This is a genomic window from Arthrobacter globiformis (genome assembly GCF_030815865.1).
GTDB classification, from domain to species: Bacteria; Actinomycetota; Actinomycetes; order Actinomycetales; family Micrococcaceae; genus Arthrobacter; species Arthrobacter globiformis_B.
This window is the reverse complement of the sequence record NZ_JAUSXI010000001.1, coordinates 4,930,713-4,954,087: the sequence shown is the minus strand read 5'-3', so window position 1 is coordinate 4,954,087 and position 23,375 is coordinate 4,930,713. Positions and strand designations below refer to the sequence as shown.

The window sequence follows — 23,375 nt, the reverse complement described above, 5'->3', positions numbered from 1 at the left end:
CCTTTGGCCAGTCTTGTCGCGCACCGGGTACTGAACCGTCGTCCGGAGGCCCGGGAAAGGGGGACCTTGGGTTTCACCCTAGCAACGCCCGACGGCGGCGGCCACCGCTGGTGCTAAAGCTCACCGCCAGCCTCAGCTCCTCGGGTCAGAGGCGGGCCGCCGCCAAAGAACGCTCCGGTCAGAGGGTGCCGCCGGCTGCCTCCGGTGCTGCTGTATCGCGTCCGCCGTCGCCGATGGTTTCCCGGGCGACGAAGTTCTCGATGTCGAAGGTGTTGTCCGCCCGTTCGGCGATGTTCAGGAGGGTGGTCATCGAGGCGACTTCCTCCACCTGCTCCTTGAGGAACCAGAGCATGAACTGCTCGCCGAGGGCGTCGTCCTCGGCTCGGGCTGCGCGGAAGAGGCTTTCGATGCTGCGGGTGACTTCCTTCTCCTGCTGCAGCGCGAGTGCCAGCGGGTCCGTGACGGAGGCGAAGTCATTGCGGACGGCGGGCACGCCGGGGATGCTGACGGAAACGCCGCGGTCCACCATGTACTGCACCATCATCATGGCGTGGTTGCGTTCCTCCACCGACTGCCGGTAGAAGTACCTGGCCAGTTGGGGGAGGTCCTGGTTGGTGAACCAGACGGCCACGGCAATGTACTGCTGCGAGGCCGCGAATTCGTTGCCGATCTGCAGCAGCAGGAGGTCGCTGAATTTTGACTTGGTCATGGCACCGAGTCTAGGTTCCGGTACCGGCTGCGGACCAGAGCTGCTAGTCGGTCACCGGGTCGATGGACACCACGGCCAGGAACCCGCGGCCCAGGATCTCCGGCGTCTGGCTGTCCGAACCCACCACTGCGTCGTAGCGGCTGAGCGGAACAGGTTCAGTAACCTCACCGGCCGGCTCACGTGCATCGGCACCTGCGGTAACCGCCGCCTGGCCCTGCAGCAGGATGCCCAGCTGGCCTTCGAACACGGGATGGGCCCGCTTCTTGGACAGCTCCACGATGGAGGTGTACGCCTTGAAAGCGCCCTCCCGGGCGATGACGTTGAGGTTGCGGACATCCCCCGTGGGCAGGGCCGAGGAGGAGTCCGCGCCGCCGGCGAACCTGAAGGGCCGGTACCTTTCGAGCGGGTGCTCGGTCCCGTCCACGGCCAGCAACAGCAGTTCGCCCTCGACCACGGTCAGCACGCGTTCCATCCCGGGAAAGGGGGAATACTCCCCGGCACTGGTGACGTCGGCAATGCTGACCCGCCAGTCCCACGCGCCGTCGTCCGATGACGTGGCCCCAGACGCAGCGACATCAGACGAAGCGCCCCCGCGATGGCTGGCCAGCTCGCGGGTGACACCGCCGCCGTTGCGCCAGGGCTGGGGTTTGAGGTCGGCGAAGCGGATGATCTGCATCAGCCCAGCCTATCCGCGCGTTGCCCGCACCCTCCTTCCCCGCGTAAAGTCGGCGACGGATCGCTGCGGTCGTGGGCGACGCTTTCAACAACGAGGAGCCGGTGAATGTTCGTCAAAGTCTGCGGCCTGAGCACGCCTGAATCAGTCCGGGAAGCCGTGGAAGCCGGAGCGGACGCCGTCGGCTTTGTCCTGACGGCCAGCCCCCGCGTGGTGTCGCCCGCGCAGGTCACCCAGCTCGTGAAGGCCGTGCCCGACGGTGTGGCCGCCGTCGGCGTCTTCCGTTCCGAACCGGCCGCCGACGCGGTGGCCATCGCCCGCGCCGCCGGGCTTGGCTGGATCCAGCTTCACGGTGAGCGCACGCCGGACGACGTAAAAACAGCGCACGACGCCGGCATGAAGATCATCCGCGCCGTCACCATGGGTGCCGCACCAGACGCGTTTACCAACTGGGGCGAGGAACTGCTGCTTATCGACGCCGCAGTTCCCGGTTCCGGCGAGGCCTGGGACTACGGTTCCGTGCGCGCCAAAGGCCTGGCGGGACGGCAGTGGCTCCTAGCCGGCGGCCTCGATCCCGCCAACGTATCCCAGGCCGCCCGTGATGCCGGCGCGTGGGGCGTGGACGTCTCGTCCGGCGTCGAACAAAGCAGGGGAGTGAAGGACCTGGCCAAGATCAGGGCCTTCGTGACGGCAGCCAAAGGCTGACCGCCCCGTGACTCCGGCGAGCCCGTGACTCCGGCGGACCCCGTGACTCATCCCACGCCCGCCCGGCAGCCCGCGGTACCCCTCTACGCTGCCGGATTCGTGACCGCGTTCGGCGCCCACAGCATTGCCGCCGGCATGGGCGCCCAGAGCGGCAATATCGGCCTGACCCTGCTGAACCTGGGAATCCTGCTGGCCGTCTACGACATCTCCGAGGTGTTCCTCAAGCCCGTTTTTGGCGCGTTGAGCGACCGGATCGGCGCCAAGCCGGTCATCGTCGGCGGACTCATCGGCTTCGCCGCACTGTCCCTGATCGGCCTGTGGGCCGCGGATCCGTTGCTGCTGGGCGTTGCCCGCCTGGGCCAGGGTGCCGCCGCCTCGGCGTTCTCGCCGGCGTCCTCGGCGATGGTGGCCCGCCTCTCGGCCGGGAAGAACGCCGGGACGTTCTTCGGCCGGTATGGGTCCTGGAAGAGCCTCGGTTATGTGATCGGCCCGCTGCTAGGCGCCGGGCTGATTGCCGCCGGCGGCTTTGCGCTGCTGTTCGGGGCTCTGTCCGCGCTTGCCGCTGCCACCGCCGTGTGGGTCCTCCTCGCCGTGCCGCACCTGCCGCCGCTCCCGCGCCAGCGGTACACCGTGCTGGACCTCGCCCGGCAGGTTGCGGAGCGCAGGTTTCTGGTGCCCACCCTGGTGCTGGCGGCATCGATGGCGGCCATGGGGGCGGCTATCGGTTTCCTTCCGGCCCTGGCGGTGCAGCACGGCCTTGATCCGGTGGCCGGCACTGCCGCCGTCAGTGTGCTGGCCGTCGCCTCCCTGCTGGTCCAGCCGCGGATCGGAGCGATGCGCGACATGCACCGCATCGGCGACGCCGGCGGAATGCGCACCGGACTGTTGCTCACCGCTGCCGGGGTCGCCCTGGTGGCCGCCGCGCCGGGCCCGGCCACCATCTTTATCGCCGCGGCGGTCATTGGGGCCGGCGTCGGCGCGGCCACGCCGCTGGGCTTTGCGCATTTGGCTGACAGCACGCCGAAGGACCGGATGGGGCGGACCATGGGCTCGGTCGAGCTGGGACGCGAACTCGGCGACGCCGGCGGCCCGCTCCTGGTGGGAGCCGTCGCCACCGCCGCCTCACTCCCGCTGGGCCTGGGGCTCCTCGCGCTGCTGGTCGCGGCCGCCGGGGTCCCGCGCCTCAGCACAAGGGTGAAGGTGTCCAAAGGCGAAACTTCGCAGGCTGAAGGTTAAGGGTTAATTCAGGGCAGGTCCCGGGGTGCTTCAGCCCTCCGGCCCGGCAGAATGGACGGATGAAGACAATCCTGAACATCATCTGGCTGGTTTTCGGCGGCTTCTGGCTGGCGCTGGGCTACTTGGCCGCCGGCATCATCTGCTGCCTGCTCATCGTGACCATCCCCTGGGGCATCGCCTCCTTCCGGATCGCGTCCTACACCCTGTGGCCCTTCGGGCGGATGGTGGTGGATAAGCCGGGCGGAAACGGCGTGTTCTCGCTCCTCGGCAACGTGATCTGGCTGTTGGTGGCCGGCATCTGGATCGCCATCGGGCACGTGGTCACGGCGTTCGCCATGGCCGTCACCATAATCGGCATCCCACTGGCCATCGCCAACCTGAAGCTGATCCCGGTTTCCCTCATGCCACTGGGCAAGCAGATCGTGCCCACCGACAGGCCGTTCATTACGGCCTACCGCTGACCCCACGCGGCGTCCGGCCGGCGTCGGTCAGGCCGAGCACCGTTCAGGCCAGTTCGCCCTGCAGGTTCCGCCGGGCGGCCTCCAGCCACAGGCTGCGGGCCCGCTCGGTGTGGAAGAGCGGGTCCAGTGCCAGCAGCTGGCGGACGACGGCGGCCCTGCCGGCCGCAAAGTCGGCGTCGCCGATGTGCGCATAGTCTTCCCGGACGGCCGCCACGTACCGGGCGTAGGGCTCCGGTTCGCCGCCGAGAACTGACAGGTCCGCGTCGCAGAGGAGGGCGCCGTCGTCGTCCCCGGCCTCCGGCCGGTGATCCGAGGTGAGCCGGACCAGCCGCGCCACCTCTTCGACGTCGGCCGCCGGCAGTCCGGCCTGGCTGAGCCTGAGTTCGGCGAGCTGGGCGGATTGCTCCTCGTCCTGGCCCGCCACTCCCCGGTAGACGGCGTCGTGGAACCAGGCCGCCAGCAGCACCGTGCGCGGCGGCCGGGCGGGTGCGGTGAGCAGGTCCAAGGCTTCCAGCACGGCGAGCAGGTGGGTGCAGCCGTGGTACCTGCGGTGGCTCTCGCTCCAGCGGTCCAGCAGGTCCAGGAACAGGGCGTCATGGCCCGGCATCACCATGCTCCAGCGGTTGAGCAAGGGAGTCTTCAGGGACTTCGTCCGGCTGCGGGCCGGGATCCGGAGCCCGCTGGCGATGAGTTTCCGGACGAGGACCCGCGCCTCCACCGGAATGGCGCCGGCGGCCACCAGATCGTCATAGCGGCGCTGCGGCACGTCGTAGTGGTCGCCGTCGAATGCCCGTTCCGGGATGCCCGCCGCAGCGGCGAAGGCATGCAGTTCCGCCAGGGAGGTGTCCGAAATCAGATGCGAAAACAGTGTTTCATGGGCAGGCCAAAGCGGCGGATCGAGGTAGACGGCCATGGGGGAGAGTCTAGTCCGGTGCCCTACAGGCTGCTGAATGCGCGCTGGCCATGGGGAAGTGTGGCATTGAGACTTGCCGGTTCCCAGGGATCTTAGCCCCCTATAACTGGGGCTAGCTCAAGAATTCCCAAGCTTTTTACAAGTTGGCGAGCCGACCATGTTCCGAGGGGGAGTGCACGCAAGTTGCCAGGACCGCAGCAGCAGGCGCTTCGATGTCTCCGATTCAGCCCGGAAGGTTGCTCGGAACTGGCATAGGCAAACAACTTCGATGAGTGGTGAGGCTAGTGAGCATCCCTATACAGGCCGACGTTCAACTCCGGGAAGCAACATTGCTGGGCTATGCATTCTTTCACGTGGGCAGGCGTGGCAGAGGTGGCAGGACTTCCTGGCTCGGCGTAAGGCGGGGACGTGGTCGCTCGGCTGGTCTTCGTCGCGGGTCGCGGAGCCTGTGGCTCCATGCGCTGCTGACAGCGCTTCTGCTTGCGCTCACTGCTCTGGTGGTGCCGGTTACGGCCGCTGCAGCTGATGTGGGGGTACAGGATTTCTCGCATACGGGGACCGGGACGCCCACGGGTACAAAGCGGCAGACGAATGCGTTGTGGTTCAACGACGGGATCTGGTGGGGGAACCTGTGGGACACTGCCAGCTCGGATTTCCACATCTTCCGGTTCAATGCCACCACCAACTCGTGGGTCAATACGGGTGTGGCGACGGAGACGCAGGCGAACACTCATCATGACGTGTTGTGGGACGGGACGACGTTGTTTGTGGCGAGCTATCGGTTCGTCAATGACGGCCTGCCGTTTGAGCCGAACTTCCCGTCGACGATGCGGCGTTACAGCTACAACTCGAGCACGAAGACGTACTCGCTGCTGGGCTCTTCAAGAATCCACAACAACAAGGTTGAGACGATGTCCATCGATAAGGACTCGACTGGGCGGGTGTGGGCCACCTGGCAGCAGGGGAACCGGATCTTTCTGAACGTCACTGGCACGGATGGCGCAACGTGGGGGACGCCGTTCGCGCATCCTGCGTCGTTGAGCAACGTGTCTGTGGACGACACGTCGGCTGTGATCGCGTTCGGCGGAGCCGGCAACGGCAAGATGGGTGTGATGTGGAGCCGGCAGCTCGGTGACGCTAACGACGGCATGTACTGGAGCTTCCACGTCGATGGGGCGTCCAACACCACCTGGTCCACTCCTGTGGCGGCGGTGAAGGGGCTGCGCACAGGAGACGACCATATGAACCTGAAGTGGCTGGACTCATCGGGTGGCCGGGTCTTCGCCGCAACTAAGACCTCGAACACATCGGCGTCCCTGCCGCTGATCCAGCTGTTGGTTCTGAGTAACACGACATCAACATGGTCGGCGCACACGATTGCGACCGTGTCGGAGTGCCCGAACCGGGTGATCGTCATGATCGACGAGTTTGCGCAGAAGCTGCGTACCTTCGCTACCTATCCGAAGCCGAGTGGCACCACGAACGCCGGTGTCTGCACCAGCTCGGGCGGTGCGGTTTACGAAAAGTCCACGTCGCTGGACACTATCAACTTCACCACCACGAAGACGGCCCGTATCGTGGACGACGACCAGTATGTCCACAACGTAACGTCGACGAAGCAGAACCTCAACAGTAATGCATCGGGCACGGCCAACAGCGGGCTGCTGCTGCTCGCCGATGTGAACGCCACTAGCCGGTACTGGCACTACTACGACCCCACCGGCGGCGGCGGCGGTGGCGGTGCTGACACCACGGCTCCGACGGTGACGGCTACGTCCCCGGCTGCCGGTGCGGCTGGTGTGGCCACGACGGCCAATGTAACGGGAACGTTCTCCGAGGCGATGACTTCATCGACGGTCACGTCGTCCACGTTCACATTGACATCGGGTACGGCGACGGTGGGGGCCGCTGTGACGTACAGCGGCGGGGTGGCGACGTTGAACCCCACTGCAGATCTGGCGGCGAATACGACGTACACGGCGACCATCAAGAGCGGCTCCACCGGGGTGAAGGACGCTGCCGGTAACGCGATGGCGGCCGACAAGACCTGGCAGTTCACCACGGCTGCCGCGGGCGGCGGCACGACGCCGCAGACCGTCACCCTCACGGCAAGCGCTGACAGCTATGTGACCAGCGCGTCGCCGACGACGAACTTCGGCACGAGCACCCTGCTGGGCGTGGACAACAGCCCGGTGGAGGCCACGTATTTGAAGTTCGACCTAACCCCGTATGCGGGCAGGACGCTGCAGAGTGCGACGCTGCAGCTGCGCAGCGCGGGAAGTGGGTCGACGGGGACGCAGAACGTGAGAGTCGTCGCCAATGACACCTGGAGCGAAACCGGGATCACGAACGGCAACAAGCCGGCGCTCGGCACCACCAGCATAGGAACACTCGGCCCGACAACGACCAACACCAACTACAACATTCCGCTGACAGCCACCGCCGTGGCCGGTGAACTCGGGCAACAGCTCTCTCTTGGCCTGAACTCCAGCAGCAGCGACGGCCTGGACCTCAATTCAAAGGAGGTCAGCAGCACTGCGGCACCCAAGCTGGTGCTCACGCTGGGGTAGCAGGAGACGGTGCCGGCACGGCCGGCACCGCCCGCACCAGCAACACCAATCCGCCCGACACCACCCGCCCGACACCACCCAGACAGGGGACGATCATGCGCACCTTGCAGAGCAAGGAACTGCACTTCGACATCCACGGCCGCGTCACGATCCGCGTCGACGCAAAGGCCCCGGCAGCGGCCCAGCTCCAGAGCATGTTGGCGTGTTTCGCCAGCGACACCGAACGGCCGGCCGACATCGTCGTCAATGACCGGCCGGAGCCGATGCCGGATGCGGGTCTGCTTGAGCACGAGCTCGCGTACACAGAGAGCAGCGTGCGTTTTCAAGACGATCGGGTCCAGGTTGTGAGGGACGGAGAGCAGTGGCGCATTCATGGGCCGGGCGAGTTGTTGACTTCTGTGGTCCCAGTTCTCGATGCCGCCATGGTTGGTCGAGGAGCCGGCATGATCCACGCGGCAACGATGGCGTACCGGGGTCACGCGATCGCGCTTCCCGCCGCCGGAGGAACCGGTAAGACGAGCACCGTCGCCAAGCTGATGCGGCGCGAGGGGTGGTCGTTCATGGGCGACGACTGGGCCTTCCTCGCCGAGGACGCCACGCTGCTCGGATACGCGAAGCCCATGTTCATCAAGCCACACCACCGGACCATCTACCCGCACCTGTTCGAAGGTGTCCGGAAACCCCTTATCCCGTCACGGCTCTCGAAGAGCGTCGGCCGTCTGACCACGGTGGTGCACCCGTACGTCATCCGTTATCCGCGCCTCGCGGACTTCTCCCGGCGATGGTCGCCGGAGCACCGCATGGTCAAGCCGGCGACCGCGTTCCCGGGCCGGCAAGTGACCACCTCGGCCCCGCTCGCGGCCGCCATCTACGTCGAGCGCTTCGAGGGCGCCCGGTCCCGGATCGTCGAGCGGACGAGCGACTGGATGGTCGACCGCATGCTCGGCAACTTCCACATCGAGATGGCGGGCTTCTCGCAACAGGTCGTAACCGGCCTGGCAGCCACGTCCGTCGTCCCGTGGCGCGAGCACTTCGCGGCGAAGGGGCTCGTGTTGAGCAAGGCGCTCGACGGACGGCCCTGCCATCTGCTGCAGGTGCCCGCCGCGTACTCGGCGGACGAGGCATCCGACGACATTGTGCGGCATCTCGAGGAGCTGCTGCCGTCGGTCCTCGACGAGCAAGCCTGAGGAGGACGCAGTGGATCACAGCACTGCCGATCTCACCGCCGTCGTTCCGGCCCGCAACGCGGAGCGCATGCTCCCGCGCTGTCTGGAGGCCCTGCGCCAATCCGGTGTTGCCGAAATCATTGTGGTGGACGGATGCTCCACCGACCGCACCGTCGCCCTCGCCCACGAGGCCGGTGCCCGGGTCCTGAGTGACGAGGGCCGCGGCTTGCCCTGGGCTCGAACGCTCGGTGTGCGGAACAGCAGCACCCGTTGGGTCCTGCTCGTCGACACCGACGTCGTGTTCGGGCCCACGGGGGTCGCCGACCTGCTCACGGAGCTTGTCGAAGGCGGCTATGACGCCCTTCAGGCCGGTCTGGAGAGTGTCGGTGGACCAGGCTACTGGGGGCAGGCGCTGGCACATCACCACCGCACCGGCCGCAGCCGCAACTGGTTCGGGCTCGTGGCGACTGTCGTCGACCGGGACCTGATGCTGCACGTGGGTTTCGACGACTCGTTCAAATCGGGGGAGGACATCGAGCTGCGCTGGCGGATGCGCCAGTCAGGAATGCGTACGGCGGTCTCGCGCCGGGTCGTCGTCGAACATCGTTTCGCCGCAGACGACTTTGATTTCGCGCTAGACCAGTTCCTCATGGACGGAACGGGACTGGGGCGGATGATTCGCAAGCACGGCTGGCGCGGTGCGAGGTTGGCGCTGCTGCCCGCCGCCGCGGCAGTCCGGGGCAGCGCCTTGAGCCTCGCCAAGGGCCAGCCCCGGTGGTTGCGCTACTACGCTGCCTTCTGCTGGTGCAATTATGTGGGACTGGCGAGAGGCCTGACGTCGTGAGGGCTAAAGCGGGGACCGCTGTGCCGGACGGCTCCGCTGTCCGGCACTCAGCCCTGCGCAGCTCGCTCGGCCTCGTCGCGGGGAAGGCCGCCCAGACGGGTGCGGGCTTCGCCTTCTGGATCGTGGCCGCGCGCGCGACGTCCGACCGTGAGGTCGGGCTCACCACGGCCGCGGTCTCAGCAGTGATGATCTGCACGCAGCTCGCGGTGCTTGGCGCCGGGTCGGCCGTGATCGTCGCGGTGGGGCGAGGGGAGCCGCCCGGGCGGGTGCTGGACGCGGCGTTCGCCATCGTGGGGGTAGCCGGCACCGGGCTGGCCCTCGGTTACCTCGTGCTGCAGTCGGCCGTGATGCCGGACACAGCCACGACATCGGTTCTCTTCTGGCTCACGTTCCTCGTGGCTGCCGTCACCGGCACCCTGGTAATCGTTCTGGACCAGGCGCTCGTGGCGTTGGGACGCGGTGCCAGCGCGACCTTGAGGTACGCCTTGGGCGGCGGGGTCTCACTCGTGGCTGCAGCGCTCGTGGCCTGGCTGGCGCACGGCGCCTCCGCCGACGTGCTGATGGCCTGCTGGACCCTCGGAACCACCGTGGCGTGCGTCGTCGGTGCGGTCCAGTTGCGAAGACTGGTCGGCTACCGGCCGCGACCGTCCTTGCGCCCGGCGCGCGGCCGTCCGCTGCTGGCGCTGGGCATTCCGCACCAGCTCCTCACCCTCACCGAGCGCGCCCCCGGGCTGCTGCTGCCGCTCCTGCTCGCGCACATGGTGGCGCCGGAGGCCGCTGCCTACTGGTATCCCGCATGGATGATGGCCTGGGCAGCCTACTCCGCTCCGATGCTGATGGGCATCGTGCAGTTCTCCGAGAGCGTCCGCGACGCGGACCGCCTTAAATCGACGACGTGGGCGAGCCTCCGCTTGTCGCTCGCTGTAGGAGGTCTGGCTGCCGCCGTCCTCGTCGTCTTCGCTCACCCGCTGCTCAGCCTGCTCGGAGAGCGGTACGCCGAGTCGTCCGCGGGCGCTCTGCGGTGGTTGGCCGCCGGCCTGGTGCCGTATGCGGTTTTGCAGGCCTATAACGCCGTGTGCCGGGCCAGCGGTCGCTACGCGGAGGCGATCGTGGTCGGCACGACGCTGGGAATAGCCCTTTGCGTCTCAGCGCTGTCGGCCGCCGACAGAGGCGCCAGCGCCATGGCCCTTGCGTGGCTGGTGGTGCTCTCCATTGGGGCCGCGGCGGTCGGCCTCCGGCTGCTCGCCGTGCTCCGGCACACCAGGAAGGACATACGATGACTGGCACACTCGAAGCGACCACCCGTACCAAGGAACGCTGGAAGTCCCGTGAGGCGTGGTGCGCACTGGCAGGCGTCGTCTCCCTGGCGCTTGCCGTGGGGGCTGCCTCCACGGTGACCGCGCCCGTGGACAACGACCTCGGGCTCGTCGCCGTGCTGCCCTACCCGTTCTGGGCGGGGGTCCTGATTCTGAACGTCGCCTTCGTCGTGGCGCTGCGGGGGGATGCCGCCGGCCCGGCGCGCCGCCCGGTCATGATTTGGCTCGTCGTCGTGCTCGTGCTGATGCTCTTCGGGACCGCAGCTTTCGTGACCGACGTACCGCGGGGTGAGATCGCGTTCCGTCATCTCGGCATCGCCGACGCCCTTGCGCACACCCAGGGGATCGACCCGGACATCGACGGGTACTTCAACTGGCCGGGTTTCTTCGCCCTCTTGTCCACGGTGCTCCGGGCGACCGGTCTCGACCCCGTGGCCCTTGCCCTGTGGGCACCGGTGCTCAACATGGGTCTGTGGCTCGCTGCCCTGGCCGTGCTAACGGGCTATCTGACGCGCGATCCGCGACGGCGGTGGCTCGCGCTCTGGCTCTTCTGCCTCGGCAACTGGCAGGACCAGGACTACCTGTCTCCCCAGGCCTTCGGCTTCTTCCTGCACCTCGTCGTGATCGCGCTGCTCCTCGGTCCGTTGGCCGCGCGGGCCCCCCAGTTCCGCGGCTTCCGGCGCGCGGACCTGGCGGCGTGGTGGCGAGGCCGGTCGCCCGCCGAACCCCGGCCGGGGTACCGGGTGGGCGCCCTCGTGATAACCCTCTTGCTCATCACGGTCATCGTCGCGAGCCATCAGCTGACGCCTTTCATGCTGCTCATCGGCGTCACCGCTCTCACCCTGAGCGGACGTGTGTGGCCCAGCAGGCTGCCCCTGATCACCATAGTCGTGCTGACGCTCTGGCTCGCCTACCCCGCGAGTGCATACCTCCTCGGGCACCCACCCCTGGCCGACGCTGGACTGGAGGCCGCGACCGAGGCGAACGTCCTCGACCGCGTGCGCGGGACCGACGGGCACGTGCTTGTGGTGCAGGTCCGGGCCGTTCTCACCCTTGTGCTGTGGGCGCTCGCCGCCGCCGGCGCCTGGCGCGACTGGCGCAGAGGGCGTCTCGACATCCGGGTGGTACTCCTGGCCGTCACCCCACTGCTGCTCTTCCCCGCCCAGGTGTACGGCGGGGAGATGCTCATCCGCGTCTCGCTGTTCGCGCTGCCCTTCATCGCCCTGCAGGCGTGCTCGGTCCTGCTTCCCACGGACGGCAGCAAACTTTCCACGGACGGCAGCAAACTTGCTACGGTCGGGAGCAAACTTTCCAAGGTCGGCAGCAAACTTCCCGCCGACGGCAGCAAACGCCGCTCCTACCTTGCCGCGGGGGGCCTTGCGCTCACCTGCGTCCTGCTGTCCGTGTTGACCGTGACGGGCCGGTTCGGAAACGCCCGGTATGACGTGTTCACTCATGATGAGATCGACGCCGTCGCCGCCATGCAGCGTCTCGCGCCCCCCGGCTCGGCGATCATCTCGGCTGCCCACCCGACCCCGTGGCGGAGCGAGGCCTACCTCGATCACCGGTCCCGGACGATCGACGACCTGTGCCGGTCCGACTTGTCGACGGCGAGGTGCGGCCCACTCGTCTACGACTACGCCCGGCGCAGCGCAGCCGGTGCCGTCTTGCTGATCACGCGCTCGTCGGAGGCGAGCCTTGTGCTGCAAGGCGTCCGTGGCGCCGGCGGCTTCTCCGAGCTGGAGAAGTGGCTGGGCGCGCAAAACGGCGTGGAACTTGTGTTCAGCAACGTTGACGCACGCGTGTACCGGGTGACGCCATGAGCATCGGAAGCATCAGCCGGTTCACCGTGGCGCTCGGTCTCTCGGCCGTCGCGCTGTCGCTAATTACGCTCGTCGGGCTGCCGACACCGCTGCAGACGATCGCCGCGATAGCCGTCCTCGTCCTGCTCCCCGGGCATGCACTGGCCCGACTCACACAGGTGACCGACCTCGCGCTGGGCGCGCTGCTCGTCCTGGCGCTCGGCCTCGCCGCGCTCACGGCAGTGTCCACGGCGATGTTCTACCTCGCTGTGTGGTCGTGGCAGGCGTGCGTCGTCTCGATGGGCGTCATCACCGTCCTAGCGTGCATGGCACGCGCCCGGCAGGAGGCAACAACATGATAATCGAACTCGCGGGACTGATCGCGGCTGCAGCCCTGCTCATGACGCTCGTGGCGCTCGAGGTCCGACGCACAGTCCCAGATACCGGGCAGCCCACACGCAATGGGCTCCTCAGCCGAAGGGTGAGCCGTTGGGCCGTGGCCGCCATGTGGATGATGTACCTGTTCCTCTTCCTTCCACGCGTGCTGGGACTGCTCGCGTGAGCGGTCCCGCGCGGTGGTGGCTCCTCAGCGACATCCACCTGGGCGTATCGGACGACGACCCGCGGTGCCCCGGCAGAGTGCTGCCCGAGTTCCTGCGCCGCGGGGTGCTCGCAGCCTCCGGTCCGCAGCAGCACGTCGCCTTCGTCGGTGACACATTCGAGCTGGCCGGGTTCGCGGAGGTCGAGAGCCTGGCCCGGCTCGAGTCCATCCTCGCCCGCCACCCAGAGACGTTCGCGGCGCTGAAGGCGTGTGCGGCGCGCGGTGTGCAGCTGCACTTCGTGTGCGGCAACCACGACGTGGAGCTGGCCCGGCCCTCGGTTGCCGCCCGCCTCTCGGGGCTGCTGTCACCCGCCGAACCGACGCGCGTCCGGGTATACCCGTGGTTCCTGCACGTGCCCCACGTGCTCGTGGCTGAGCACGGGCACCATCACCACGCGCTGCATCGGATACCCGAGGTGCTCCGCGCGGCAGTTAACGGCACCGACGAGCTGGACCTGCCACCGCTCGCCGCCTGGAACGCCCTTCCATCAAGTTCACGCCTGAGCCGTGCCGGGGCCGTGGCCCGGGCCTGCCTGGCGTCCGAGCGGGCGGAACGCCGCGTCCGGGAGCCCGCCTACGACGAGCTGTTGCAGGCCGAGTCACAGCGGCTCGCACTTGACGGGGTGGCCGTTCGGGACCTGGCGCGCCTGTCCCGGTTCCGGACGGTGTCGGCGCTCCCGGTCGCCGCGACCCGCATGGTGCTCGCGGCCGCCGGCCGCAGAGTCACCGGCGAGGAGGCTCCCGCGGCAGCGGGCCGGGTTGCACGTACGCTCGAAGCGCACGGTTCCGGGGTGGCCTGGTACGTCTCGGGCCACACCCACCGGGCGCTCGAGTCGGCGCTCGAGGCGAGCCCCACCCGGTATGTCAACACCGGCACATGGGGTTCGGACGTCCGCGGTCGCGGACCTGACCAGTCGGACCGTCGGGCGTTCCCATACGCCGTGGTCGACGTCGCCCATGACGGCACCACCAGCGGCGGGCTGCGGTACTGGCGTCCGAACGGTGACTGAGCCGTACCCTGTTGTCCAACCGCCGCTGGGCGGGGCGGAATGCTTGAGGGGTGCCGCGAACAGCTGTCTTGCGTGAACAGCCGTCCTGGGGGATGACCAGTTGGTCCCGAATCGAGGCGCGGCGTTGCTGCCGACCTCAGATCCATCATGCCTGCGAGGGCGAACCCGACGCTGACCACAGCAGGACCCGCCGCATCCACCGGCGGCGGGCTGGAACATGCCCTGGTGCGGGACGGTTGGGATCAAGCCAAGGTCATGCCGCCGGTCAGAAACCTCGTGCACCACTCGCTGCCGGTGTGTTCGGCCCAGCCGCTGGAAGCGTTGCGGGAGTCAGCTTCCTGAGACGCCAGATGGCAATCAAAGCCGCTGACGCCTGGGCGGCGGACCAGAGCGCTGCGACGCCGAGGAGGCCGAATTCGCGGGCGCCAAGCGAGGCTGTCCCCACGACAAGGACGGCAGCGAAGACAGCTACGGCTGTGGCCTCGGCGAGGCGGCCTTGCGCCCGGCATAGCCCGAAGTAAACCTGAGTCACGCAGCCCAGCAGCAACGCCGGCACCAGGACAGGAAGCAGGATGGCGGTGGCCGCGTACTCCGCGCCAAGGAAACCGAGAAGGTAGGGGCCAGCTATGAGCAACATCGCCCCGGCGACGGAAGTGAGGGCGAGGCTGGCCTTGAGTGCGGAGGACACCAGCCCAGGCCTTGACCTGCCTCCGGCCAGCGCGGTCTGCAGGGAGAACCCGGAAGACTGAGGAAAGAAGAAGACCGCGGAAGCCATCATCCACGCCATGTACCAGGACGCGGTTGCGGCCGGGCCGAGGGTAGCGGCCACGATCAGTGGAAGGAGATAGCGGGGGGCGCGGTCTGCGAGCATCAGTGCATGGTTCGGCAGGCCCGGCTTCAGCAGCCGCAGGGCCGGGCCGACCCGGAGCCCGTGCTTCCAGTCCGGTGACACCCCGGCACGGTTGAGCTGGCGCAGCCCGAGGACCGCACTGGCCAGGGCGCCGGCGCCCACCGCCCCCACCACCACTGCCACTTCCCGGATGCCGGCGGCCATGGCAAAGGCCAGCACAGCCAGTTGCACCAGGCTTTGGGTCAGGCTCCTGACCAGTGCGCGGTCAGCGCGTTCCTGCGCTACGCCCACGTGGTCCAGCTGATACGCGACCGCGGCGAACAGTGCCGTCGCGGCGAACATCCCGGTTATGACGGGATCGGTCCAGGCCAAGCCCACGCCAGACCCCAGCCCGTAGGTCACCGCCGCCACTGCACCGGACAACACGACTGTGGAAACCCCGACGGTGAGGAGGCTGCTGGCAATCAGCCGGCGGCCGCCGTCGGACTGTTCGGGAAGCAGCGTAAGCGTGGCCGGCCCGACCCCCAGCATCCCGAGATGCACGGTCAGGAGGGCCGCGGCCACCACCGCAGAACCCATGCCGAGCTGCGCGGGCGGCAACATGATCGCCGCCAACGCCCAGAAGAGGAAACCGGTGGCCATCGGGGCCACCCGGGCGGCGGTCAGCCAGGCGGCGTTCCCGCCCACGGACAGGCCGGTGCCGGGCGGCCGCAGGAGCTCGCCGAACATCGACCTGTAGTTGTACACGAGGAAGCAGGCCCAGTACGCAAGGAACCGGGGCGCATGCAGCAGCGACAAGCCGGCGCCGCGGATGGCGGCCAGCAGCGGCAGCACCACAAGCCAGCCGGCGCGGCCTGGGTGCTTGCGGACCGTGCGGGCCAGCCCGGCGCCGTCCTGGAGCCACTGGTCCCGGGCGGCGTCGAATGTGTCCATGAACCGGTGCCGCACCGCCGTGATGCTGGAAACGCCAAGGCGGTAGCCCGCCTCTTCGAGCCTGATCCTGAGCTCGATGTCCTCGCCGGAGCGGAAGGTCTCATCGAACGCCACGGACAGCAGGACCTTCCTTCGCATGAGGGTGGCGCACACGCCGAACCAGGAGCGGACCCGGCTGTGCATGTGGTGCCAGGCCAAGGCCGCACCCCAGTATCCGGGCCCGTCCGCCTCGCTGACCAGGCCGAACTGGAGCCCGTCGTAGCCGCAGGCCTTGAACTCGTCCAGGAGACCGCCCAAGGCGCCCGGCGGAAGGACGACGTCGGCGTCGATCAGTGCTACGAGGTCGGAACAGGCGTTCTCGACACCCAGCATCCGCGCTGCCGGCAACCCGCGGCCCTCGTCCGAGATGACGCGGGCGCCCATGGACCGTGCGATCTCCATCGTGTTGTCCGTAGAGCAGCCGTCCACCACGATAATCTCCCGCGGCTTTTCGGCGCGGATGGACTCCAGGCATTCGCCCAGCCACCGCGCCGCATTCCGCGCGGGAACCACCACGGACACTTCGAGCTCGCTCACATGGGCACCCAAGTCACTCCTCCAGTTTGGAGCTGATCAGGCCGGCCACATAATCCGACGTCCGGTCGGCGGACCAGGAAGCGGGAATCCTGAGCAGGGAGCACGGCACGTCCTCAAGGGCACGGCGTACCACGGCTGCCTTCTGGCTGAAAAATTCCTCCAGCGGAACCAGGCCCGTCGCGCCAAGGGCCTCGATCAGCCGCCGTGACACCACCGGAAGCTCGGAGTGGAAGTTCCCGACGATGCGGGAGGTCATCCACTCGCGGCTCCGTGTCTCCAGCCGCGCCTCGGAACCGTCGTAGCGCTCCAGGAAGATGGCCAGCCGGGTGAGCGCCGCCGATGAGATGCCGTCCTGTCCGAAAACCAGCTCCGGATGGACCATCCGGTGCTCCGGGGACCAGCGGCGGGTGAAGGCGGCGGTCTTCGGATAGCGGACGATCACCGGATGGACAGCCGTCGCAAGGTGGGCCACCGTGTTCGTCAACCAGCCAGGAGCCAACGGCTTACGGGCGCCGCTGAACACCTCGGGGTAGATCCTGCGGTGGTGCGGCTTCAGGAACATCGGTTTCGCATAGCCCATGAGCATGCTGTCGGCATCCAGGAACGCCCAGTCGTCCGCCATGAACCGCACACCGGGCATGGCCGTAAGCTTCGCGACCGTGCTGGTCTTGCCGACTCCGCCCCAGGCTGGAAGCAGGACCCCCGAGCCGCGGAAGTCCACCACCGCCGCGTGGATCATGGCGGCGTTCTGCCTGATGCAGAGCCGGTCCAGCAGGGGGATGACGGCGGTCAGCAGCTCGCCACGGCCCTGGATCGAGTAACCGTCCCGGGTTTCCTGGACCTGGACGCGGTCCGCCGGGATGTAGAGAGACTCCGGCGTGAACCGGTAGGCATCCTCGGCGTGCGACTGTTCCCCCACGTCCGCCGTTTCCGCGCTGACATGCAGGCGGAGCGGTGCCCGGGACGGTCCCAGGAACGGTGCGAGCATGTCCCGCAGCTGCGCTTCGCCAGGCGTGCCGGGGGCCACTTCGATGCCCACGAGGCCGTGGACATCGAAACTCACCCCGGTGGACGGGATCGAGTCCCTCAGGACGTCTTTTTCGGACTGACTCATGCTTCCGGCCCTCCAGCGGTCTCGATGATTCGGGCAAAGTTGCCCTGCGGGTACATCCGGATCATTTGACTTCCCTCCAGCTGGCGTGGGACTCGTGCGGCTCGAGGCCCCCGCCCGTGGGATCAAGGGGCAGTCGGCGTCCCCGGATGTACCCGCAAGTAGTTACGGCCAGCACGGCCAAGGTGGCCAGTGCCCGGCGCAGACCGGCTGGGTCCGTTCCCCGGATCCTGCCCAGGATGCCCGCGGCCACGGCACGGGGCAACACGCTGCGGACGTACCGGCGTTCGGGCCCCAGGGCGCGCTTGTGGCCGACGATCTTGCTGACCAGGGCTTTTGATATTCCCTCAGACCAGCCGCGCCGCAGCATGTAGTTCAGCGTGCCCCGCTGCGCAGGGACGTAATGGTTCACCACGGCCGCCGGTTCGTACACCACGCGGCCGCCCGGCGAACCTATGGCAGCGCGGATACAGATTTCCGTCTCCTCGCAGCCCAAAGGCAGCGAGTTCTGCCGGCCCAGCGACGTGTTGAAACCACCCACCACCTGGATAACCTGGGAACGGAAGGACATATTGGCGCCGATGACGTTGCGGACCTCGGCCGCCACTTTGGGCATTCCGCGGTGCGTGCAGCCGACGATCCAGTCCAGCTCCTCACCGAAATAGGCCGGCCGGCTTGTTTCCCATTCCGGTACGACACGTCCGCCCACGGCCAGCACATCGGGGTCGTCGTAGAGAGCCGTCAGTCGCTCCAGCCAGTCCGGGGCCGCCACTGCATCGTCATCGAGGAAGGCAACGACGCCGGCCGTTGCCGCCGCGGCCCCCGTGTTCCGTGCACCGGAGAGGCCTTTGGGGCCGGTGTTCTCCAGGAGCACGACATCATCGACCGAAAAGATGAGCCGCTTGTACAGGTCAACGTTGTAGTCGACCACCACGATGGTCTGCTGGGGCGGCACCGTTTGGGCGCGGACGGATTCGACGGCGGCCATCAGACGGTCCCATCGGTCTTCCGTGTAGGAGCAGATCACCACCGAAACGGCCGGAAGCCCTTCAGCGTGGTTCACGTTAATCACCTGCTATCAGGCCAAGGACGGTTGCCGGATCCGTCGGAATGTGGGGGAGGGACATGCTGGGATACCTGTATTTCACACGTCTGAGCGACTCCGGCCGGGCGCCGGCCGTGGGTGCTTCCCAGCCCACGCATTCACGGGCCAGGGTCCTCAGTACGCGCCACCCGTCACGGAATGTATGCAGGTTGGAATTGCCGGAGATCCGGTTGAGTTCGGTGCTGGGCACCTCGGCGATCCGCAGGCCAGCCCTGGACGCGCGGACGATCAGCTCCGTCTCGATTTCGAACCCTTCCGACGCCAGTTCGAGGATCTGCAGGCACTCCCGCCGCATGGCGATGTAGCCGTAGCAGAGGTCGGAATAGTTGCTATGAAGCACCACGTTGGCCAGGCGCGTCAGGGCCCGGTTGCCGGCGCTGCGGAGCAGCGTGATGTCCTCGGACCCGCCACCGGTGACGTACCGGGAGCCCTTGACGAAGTCGAATTCATGCTGCAGCGGGGTGACGAACCAGCCTATTTCCTGCGGATCCATGCTCCCGTCCGCATCCAGCATGACAATGATGTCTCCGGAGGCCGCAGCGAGCCCGGCCCGGACGGCGAAACCCTTGCCGGCGTGGGGTTCCGAGACCACCACCACGTCGAGGCGCAGGGCACGGGCGACGTCAACCGTGCTGTCCAGTGAACGGCCGTCGACGATCACCACTTCGTCCACGTAGGAGGGCATGCGGCGCAAAACCCACGGGAGGTTCATGGCTTCGTTCAGGGTGGGAATCACCACGCTGATGGAGGCCAGAGGAACCGGCGCCGGACTTGGTGCATGAACAGTCGAAACTTGTATGGGGATGGTCACTAGCCTCACCACTCATTGGGGTCGTATGCCTATGCCCCTCCCGAGCAGCCTTCCCGGCTGGTTACGGGAAATCGAAGCGCCTGCTGCTGCGGTCCTGGCAACTTGCTTGCACTCCCCCTCGGATCATGTTCGGCTGAGCAGCCTGTAAAAAGCTTGGGATTCCTTGAAACAGCCCCAGTTTTGGGGGTCAGGGATTCCTTGGAATCCCCAAGGCCCTAATGCCATAGTTTCCCTATGGCCTCCACCCCAGCGCACGGTAACCAGCAAAAACACCGCGTATGGCGGTTCGCCGCGCTCGCCGCGGTGGTGATGCTCACCGCATGCGCTCCCGTGGCCAAGGAAGCGCAGCGGCTGCCGTTGGACCGACTGCCCGAGACGCAACCCTCAGCGGTCGGGCCGTCTGCCAAGTCACAGTCGCCGGCTACGCCCTCTCCCGCCAAGGCCTCTGCGGCGGCACCAACTGCAGCGGCTCCAACTGCAGCGGCACCGTCTGCAGTGGCACGGGCGGCAGCTGAACCAACTGCAACTGCGCCGTCCACGGCGGCACCATCGGCGGCACGGCGGCCCACCCCGGGGCAGCCGGTGCCTGCCGTCGACCCGGCGGTGCACAAGTTGCCTGTAGGCGATTTGCCCGGCTGGAAGCAGGTCTTCGTGGAGGACTTTGAAGGCGGCGACGTTCCGATTGGCGCATTTCCCGGCCCGGCCTACATTGATAAGTGGAGTGCCGGCTATAAGGACGGGTGGCCCGATTCCGCAGGCCAGACCGGCCAGCCTTCACGCTACTATCCATCCAAGGTCCTCAGTGTGAAGAACGGGATGCTGGACTGGTACCTGCACACGGAGAACGGCATCTCAATGGGGGCCGCGCCTACTCCCAAGATTCCGAATGCCACCACCAACCCTCCCCGCGCCAACAGCCTCCTCTACGGCAGGTACTCCGTCCGGTTCAAGGCAGATCCCCTGAAAGGCTTCAAGACAGCCTGGCTCCTGTGGCCGGACAGCAAGATGTGGCCCCGGGACGGAGAAATTGACTTCCCGGAAAGCGACCTGGCTACATCCTCGTTTTACGGAGCAGTGCACAAGATGGGCAAGGACCCGCGCGACACAGATGTCTTCTATGCCAATGCTTCGTTTACCTCCTGGCACGTCGCCACTATGGAGTGGACGCCGGGAAAGGTCGAGTTCTTCCTTGACGGCCACTCGCTCGGAGCAGGCACCTCCCGAGTGCCGAACACCCCCATGCATTACATACTCCAAACGGAATCCTGCATGTTCAATGTGTGTCCCAAACCCGGGACGGCAGGGCACCTCCACCTGGACTGGATCGCTATCTGGAAACGCGCCTAGAGGGTCGTAACTGCCCGCCTATTTCCGGTCTATGCCGAAGTTGTCCGTAAAGGTGTAACCCTCCGCCGGGACAAACTTTGCTGCGAGCCGGTCAGCGGTTGCCGTCACGTCCAGCGTGCCGAGGGCGGCGTCGTGGTTGCTCCCGGACCAGGTGGCAAAGTAGCGGGATTCCGAATCCTGGTCGTTGACCTCGTAGAGCCCTTTGCCGCCGGTTCCGACTGTGGCGAAGACCGTTCCGGCGCCGCGGACCATGGTGGCCGAATCGGCGAGGCAGCCTTGGGAGAATGTGTCCGGCACCAGTGCCGGGCAGCCCTCGCCCAGCCCCAGTTGGTGGCTCCGTTGATAGACGTGGTCGTGGGCGCTTAGGACCAGGTCTGCCTTCTTGTCGATGAGCATGTTCGTGAAGTCACCTCCGGCCTGGCAATCATACTTGCCCACACTGAGACAAGGAGTGTGCATGCCCACCACGGTCCAGGGGATGTTCTTGGACCTCGCACCGTCCAAGGCGGCTGCTGTCCAGCGCCACCGCTCACTGCCCCGCGAATAGTCCAGGTTGTTTCCGTCATGGAATTTGATCCCCGGGGACACCATGATGAAACGCACCAGCGGGTTCCGTTCCGGGTAATCGGCGTACCACTGGATTCCGTACTCGCCCTGGAGCCCCGGCAGCTTGTTGGGCAGGCAGTTGACGATGTTTGCGATGTCGCCGTCATGGCCGTCGCTCTCGTGGTTTCCGGTGACCACCTGGTAGGGAAAGTCCCCGCCCAGCTTGCCGGTGACCATGTCACAGAAATCCTGCTCGCGCCCTGCCTCGTAGGGGAAGTCCCCGAGGGCCAGGTTCAGCTCAGGACGGAGGCCGCCGATCGTGTCAAGCACGTTCCTGGCTCCCGCGCCCAGCCCGATGTCGCCTTGGGCCGTGAAGTGGACGGCGGCTGGCACTCTGGCGGAGGCGGGCCCTGTCGGCGGCGGGGGCGGACCCTGCTGGCATGCGGTGAGCAGCAGCGCCATCGAAAGTACGGCCGGAGCAACCCCGGACCATCTCCGCTGTTTCGACAGTCCAGTCATGATCCCTCACACCGCGGAACTGCGCCTGATGCCGCCGCAGGCTGGCGAACAGTAATTACTGTTAGGCCCTCAGGGTAATGCCCGAAGTGCCCCGAAACCATGCCCCGGCGCATGCGCCGGCACCGCCCCGGACGACAGTGACCATGCGAGTAAAGGATATGACAAATTTTGTCACGTCACGTACGCTCGCAGGCGGACCTCTCGCACCGGACGCTAAGGAGCCTCACGTTGAAGATCGCCAAAATTCTGGCTGCCGCCACGGCCACGGCCAGCGCGGCCCTGCTGGCTCCCATCCTCTGCGGCCCGCCGGCGCAGGCCACCACAGCCCGGGAGGTGCCGGTCAAAGAAGTGCCGGCCCCCGACGGTGACGGCACGTTGAGCAGGGACATCGCCGGTGGCAGCACCACCACAGCTTCAGCCGCCCCCTTCGCGGCGCAAGTTTCCTTCGACTCCGCAGGTACCAACATGGGGTGTACCGGCAGCCAGATCGCTGCGAGCTGGGTCATTACGGCCAAGCACTGCAACTCCACGAGCCTGAGGTCGGTCCGCCTGGGCACCAGCTACCTCGGAACCGGAGGAGCCGTCCGTTCGGTTGCCGGGCGCTACGCCGCTCCAGCCGGGGACGTCTTATTGCTGAAGCTGTCCACGCCGCACTACGGCTCCTACGTGGGCCTGTCCAGTTCTTTTCCTGCCACCGGAATACCCGCGAGGGTTTATGGTTGGGGCGATCAGTCCGAGGGTTCCGGCGCCATGTCCTACTACCTCAAAGCGGCCGACGTCTCGGTGGTGTGGCAGGGCGTGGACAACTACGGCGGTCCGTCCGTCCGGACGCGGTCGGAGAGCGGCCATACGCTCAGTGGCGACTCGGGCGGGCCGCTCATCGTGAACGGCAAACTTGCAGGTGTCCTCTCCACATCGGACTTCCTGCCGGCCCCGAACCCCTCGAAGTACACCGGTTACTACAATGACCACGCCTCCGTGGTCCGCAATCTCGCCTGGATCACTAGCGTCTCGGGGGTTCGGGGCTCCTAGCAGTTACATCCCGGGCAGATCGAGGGTCTCGTATACCTGGATGCTCGCGCCGGGCATCATGAGGTGCGGGTGTCCGTCGAGGAGGGCCAGGGCGCCGTCCATGTCCTCGGCCTGCAGGATGCCGTATCCGCCCACGCTCGCGTTCGTGTCCGAGGTGCCCGACTGGCTGACCTCCTTGCCGGCACCGAGGGGCTGGCCCATGTCCACGATGCCGCTGCCGGCCCGGGACGCCCACTCCATCCAGGCCTTCATGCCCTCCTGCGCGGCCTCGGGGGAACTCTCCGCCATCTGGGATTGTGCCGACTGCGGTGCGTTGTAAAGAACTACAAACTTCTTCATTGCCGGTCCTGTCTTCTGGGGTAGTGATCTTTGGGATTGTGGACTGATGCTCTTTGCGGCGGCCGTCTCCAGGGCTGACCCTCGCAGCCACAGGTCGATCCTAGGGGGATTCGGCCGCTGGCGATACAGTCCAAGGGCCACCGTTCACGGAAAATTCGCAGGCCCGCCAGAGGGTATTTCGCTCTGGGAAAACCTTGGCT

At 67.0% G+C, this 23,375-nt stretch carries 22 protein-coding genes and 1 riboswitch; of the genes, 13 read left to right on the top strand and 9 right to left on the bottom strand.

What is annotated here, in order from left to right:
* Positions 1 to 2: 2 nt before the first annotated feature.
* Positions 3 to 70: riboswitch (guanidine-III (ykkC-III) riboswitch) on the bottom strand.
* A gap of 108 nt (positions 71 to 178) precedes the next feature.
* Complete coding sequence (locus tag QFZ33_RS23155; RefSeq protein ID WP_307031371.1) at positions 179 to 709, bottom strand: ferritin; 531 nt, start codon at positions 707 to 709, stop codon at positions 179 to 181.
* Positions 710 to 752: 43 nt separating this feature from the next.
* Positions 753 to 1,385: a HutD/Ves family protein gene (locus QFZ33_RS23150; RefSeq protein ID WP_307031369.1), complete on the bottom strand. Its 633-nt coding sequence runs from the start codon at positions 1,383 to 1,385 to the stop codon at positions 753 to 755.
* Positions 1,386 to 1,490: 105 nt separating this feature from the next.
* On the opposite strand from QFZ33_RS23150, the gene QFZ33_RS23145 reads away from it, so the two are divergent.
* The 3 genes from QFZ33_RS23145 to QFZ33_RS23135 are packed head-to-tail and all read left to right on the top strand — an operon-like array spanning position 1,491 to position 3,784.
* On the top strand, positions 1,491 to 2,087 hold the full coding sequence (locus tag QFZ33_RS23145; RefSeq protein ID WP_307031367.1) for a phosphoribosylanthranilate isomerase: 597 nt from the start codon (positions 1,491 to 1,493) through the stop codon (positions 2,085 to 2,087).
* Between the two features lie 42 nt (positions 2,088 to 2,129).
* On the top strand, positions 2,130 to 3,323 hold the full coding sequence (locus QFZ33_RS23140) for an MFS transporter (protein ID WP_307031365.1): 1,194 nt from the start codon (positions 2,130 to 2,132) through the stop codon (positions 3,321 to 3,323).
* A gap of 59 nt (positions 3,324 to 3,382) precedes the next feature.
* Complete coding sequence (locus QFZ33_RS23135; protein ID WP_307031363.1) at positions 3,383 to 3,784, top strand: YccF domain-containing protein; 402 nt, start codon at positions 3,383 to 3,385, stop codon at positions 3,782 to 3,784.
* A 43-nt stretch (positions 3,785 to 3,827) separates the two neighbouring features.
* Here QFZ33_RS23135 and QFZ33_RS23130 read toward each other — a convergent pair whose 3' ends face one another.
* Complete coding sequence (locus QFZ33_RS23130; protein ID WP_307031361.1) at positions 3,828 to 4,697, bottom strand: DUF4031 domain-containing protein; 870 nt, start codon at positions 4,695 to 4,697, stop codon at positions 3,828 to 3,830.
* 596 nt (positions 4,698 to 5,293) lie between these two features.
* Between QFZ33_RS23130 and QFZ33_RS23125 the strand changes: the two genes are divergently transcribed.
* The 8 genes from QFZ33_RS23125 (at position 5,294) to QFZ33_RS23090 (ending at position 14,006) form a co-directional block, all read left to right on the top strand.
* Entirely contained in the window at positions 5,294 to 7,267 is a 1,974-nt protein-coding gene (locus tag QFZ33_RS23125) for a CBM96 family carbohydrate-binding protein (protein ID WP_307031359.1), read from the top strand.
* A gap of 95 nt (positions 7,268 to 7,362) precedes the next feature.
* Positions 7,363 to 8,454: a hypothetical protein gene (locus QFZ33_RS23120; RefSeq protein WP_307031358.1), complete on the top strand. Its 1,092-nt coding sequence runs from the start codon at positions 7,363 to 7,365 to the stop codon at positions 8,452 to 8,454.
* A gap of 10 nt (positions 8,455 to 8,464) precedes the next feature.
* Positions 8,465 to 9,277 (top strand): glycosyltransferase, encoded by an 813-nt coding sequence (locus tag QFZ33_RS23115; protein WP_307031356.1) that lies wholly within the window; start codon positions 8,465 to 8,467, stop codon positions 9,275 to 9,277.
* Positions 9,274 to 10,557, top strand: coding sequence for a lipopolysaccharide biosynthesis protein (locus QFZ33_RS23110; RefSeq protein ID WP_307031355.1), 1,284 nt, complete (start codon positions 9,274 to 9,276; stop codon positions 10,555 to 10,557). The genes QFZ33_RS23115 and QFZ33_RS23110 overlap by 4 nt, the downstream gene beginning before the upstream one ends.
* Positions 10,554 to 12,416, top strand: a complete 1,863-nt coding sequence (locus QFZ33_RS23105) for a glycosyltransferase (RefSeq protein ID WP_307031353.1) — start codon at positions 10,554 to 10,556, stop codon at positions 12,414 to 12,416. The genes QFZ33_RS23110 and QFZ33_RS23105 overlap by 4 nt, the downstream gene beginning before the upstream one ends.
* Positions 12,413 to 12,754 (top strand): hypothetical protein, encoded by a 342-nt coding sequence (locus tag QFZ33_RS23100; protein ID WP_307031351.1) that lies wholly within the window; start codon positions 12,413 to 12,415, stop codon positions 12,752 to 12,754. Before QFZ33_RS23105 ends, QFZ33_RS23100 begins: the two co-directional genes overlap by 4 nt.
* Positions 12,751 to 12,957, top strand: coding sequence for a hypothetical protein (locus QFZ33_RS23095; RefSeq protein WP_307031349.1), 207 nt, complete (start codon positions 12,751 to 12,753; stop codon positions 12,955 to 12,957). The genes QFZ33_RS23100 and QFZ33_RS23095 overlap by 4 nt, the downstream gene beginning before the upstream one ends.
* Positions 12,954 to 14,006 (top strand): hypothetical protein, encoded by a 1,053-nt coding sequence (locus tag QFZ33_RS23090; RefSeq protein ID WP_307031347.1) that lies wholly within the window; start codon positions 12,954 to 12,956, stop codon positions 14,004 to 14,006. The genes QFZ33_RS23095 and QFZ33_RS23090 overlap by 4 nt, the downstream gene beginning before the upstream one ends.
* Positions 14,007 to 14,271: 265 nt before the next feature.
* Here QFZ33_RS23090 and QFZ33_RS23085 read toward each other — a convergent pair whose 3' ends face one another.
* The 4 genes from QFZ33_RS23085 to QFZ33_RS23070 all read right to left on the bottom strand — a co-directional run bounded on the left by QFZ33_RS23085 (position 14,272) and on the right by QFZ33_RS23070 (position 19,320).
* Positions 14,272 to 16,365: a glycosyltransferase gene (locus tag QFZ33_RS23085; RefSeq protein ID WP_307031345.1), complete on the bottom strand. Its 2,094-nt coding sequence runs from the start codon at positions 16,363 to 16,365 to the stop codon at positions 14,272 to 14,274.
* A 13-nt stretch (positions 16,366 to 16,378) separates the two neighbouring features.
* A complete protein-coding gene (locus QFZ33_RS23080) occupies positions 16,379 to 17,479 on the bottom strand; it encodes a hypothetical protein (protein ID WP_307031343.1) in 1,101 nt (366 codons plus the stop codon).
* A gap of 61 nt (positions 17,480 to 17,540) precedes the next feature.
* Complete coding sequence (locus QFZ33_RS23075) at positions 17,541 to 18,539, bottom strand: glycosyltransferase (protein WP_307031340.1); 999 nt, start codon at positions 18,537 to 18,539, stop codon at positions 17,541 to 17,543.
* Position 18,540: 1 nt separating this feature from the next.
* A complete protein-coding gene (locus QFZ33_RS23070) occupies positions 18,541 to 19,320 on the bottom strand; it encodes a glycosyltransferase family 2 protein (RefSeq protein ID WP_307031338.1) in 780 nt (259 codons plus the stop codon).
* Positions 19,321 to 19,626: 306 nt separating this feature from the next.
* On the opposite strand from QFZ33_RS23070, the gene QFZ33_RS23065 reads away from it, so the two are divergent.
* A complete protein-coding gene (locus tag QFZ33_RS23065) occupies positions 19,627 to 20,739 on the top strand; it encodes a glycoside hydrolase family 16 protein (RefSeq protein ID WP_307031336.1) in 1,113 nt (370 codons plus the stop codon).
* 18 nt (positions 20,740 to 20,757) lie between these two features.
* Here QFZ33_RS23065 and QFZ33_RS23060 read toward each other — a convergent pair whose 3' ends face one another.
* On the bottom strand, positions 20,758 to 21,678 hold the full coding sequence (locus QFZ33_RS23060; protein ID WP_307031334.1) for a metallophosphoesterase: 921 nt from the start codon (positions 21,676 to 21,678) through the stop codon (positions 20,758 to 20,760).
* Positions 21,679 to 22,032: 354 nt separating this feature from the next.
* Here QFZ33_RS23060 and QFZ33_RS23055 point away from each other — a divergent pair, with 354 nt between their 5' ends.
* Positions 22,033 to 22,836 carry a S1 family peptidase gene (locus tag QFZ33_RS23055; RefSeq protein WP_307031332.1) on the top strand — a complete coding sequence of 268 codons (804 nt, stop codon included), beginning with the start codon at positions 22,033 to 22,035 and terminating at the stop codon, positions 22,834 to 22,836.
* A 3-nt stretch (positions 22,837 to 22,839) separates the two neighbouring features.
* Here the strand turns inward: QFZ33_RS23055 and QFZ33_RS23050 are convergent, their stop codons facing one another.
* Positions 22,840 to 23,175: a hypothetical protein gene (locus tag QFZ33_RS23050; protein WP_307031330.1), complete on the bottom strand. Its 336-nt coding sequence runs from the start codon at positions 23,173 to 23,175 to the stop codon at positions 22,840 to 22,842.
* Between the last annotated feature and the right edge of the window lie 200 nt (positions 23,176 to 23,375).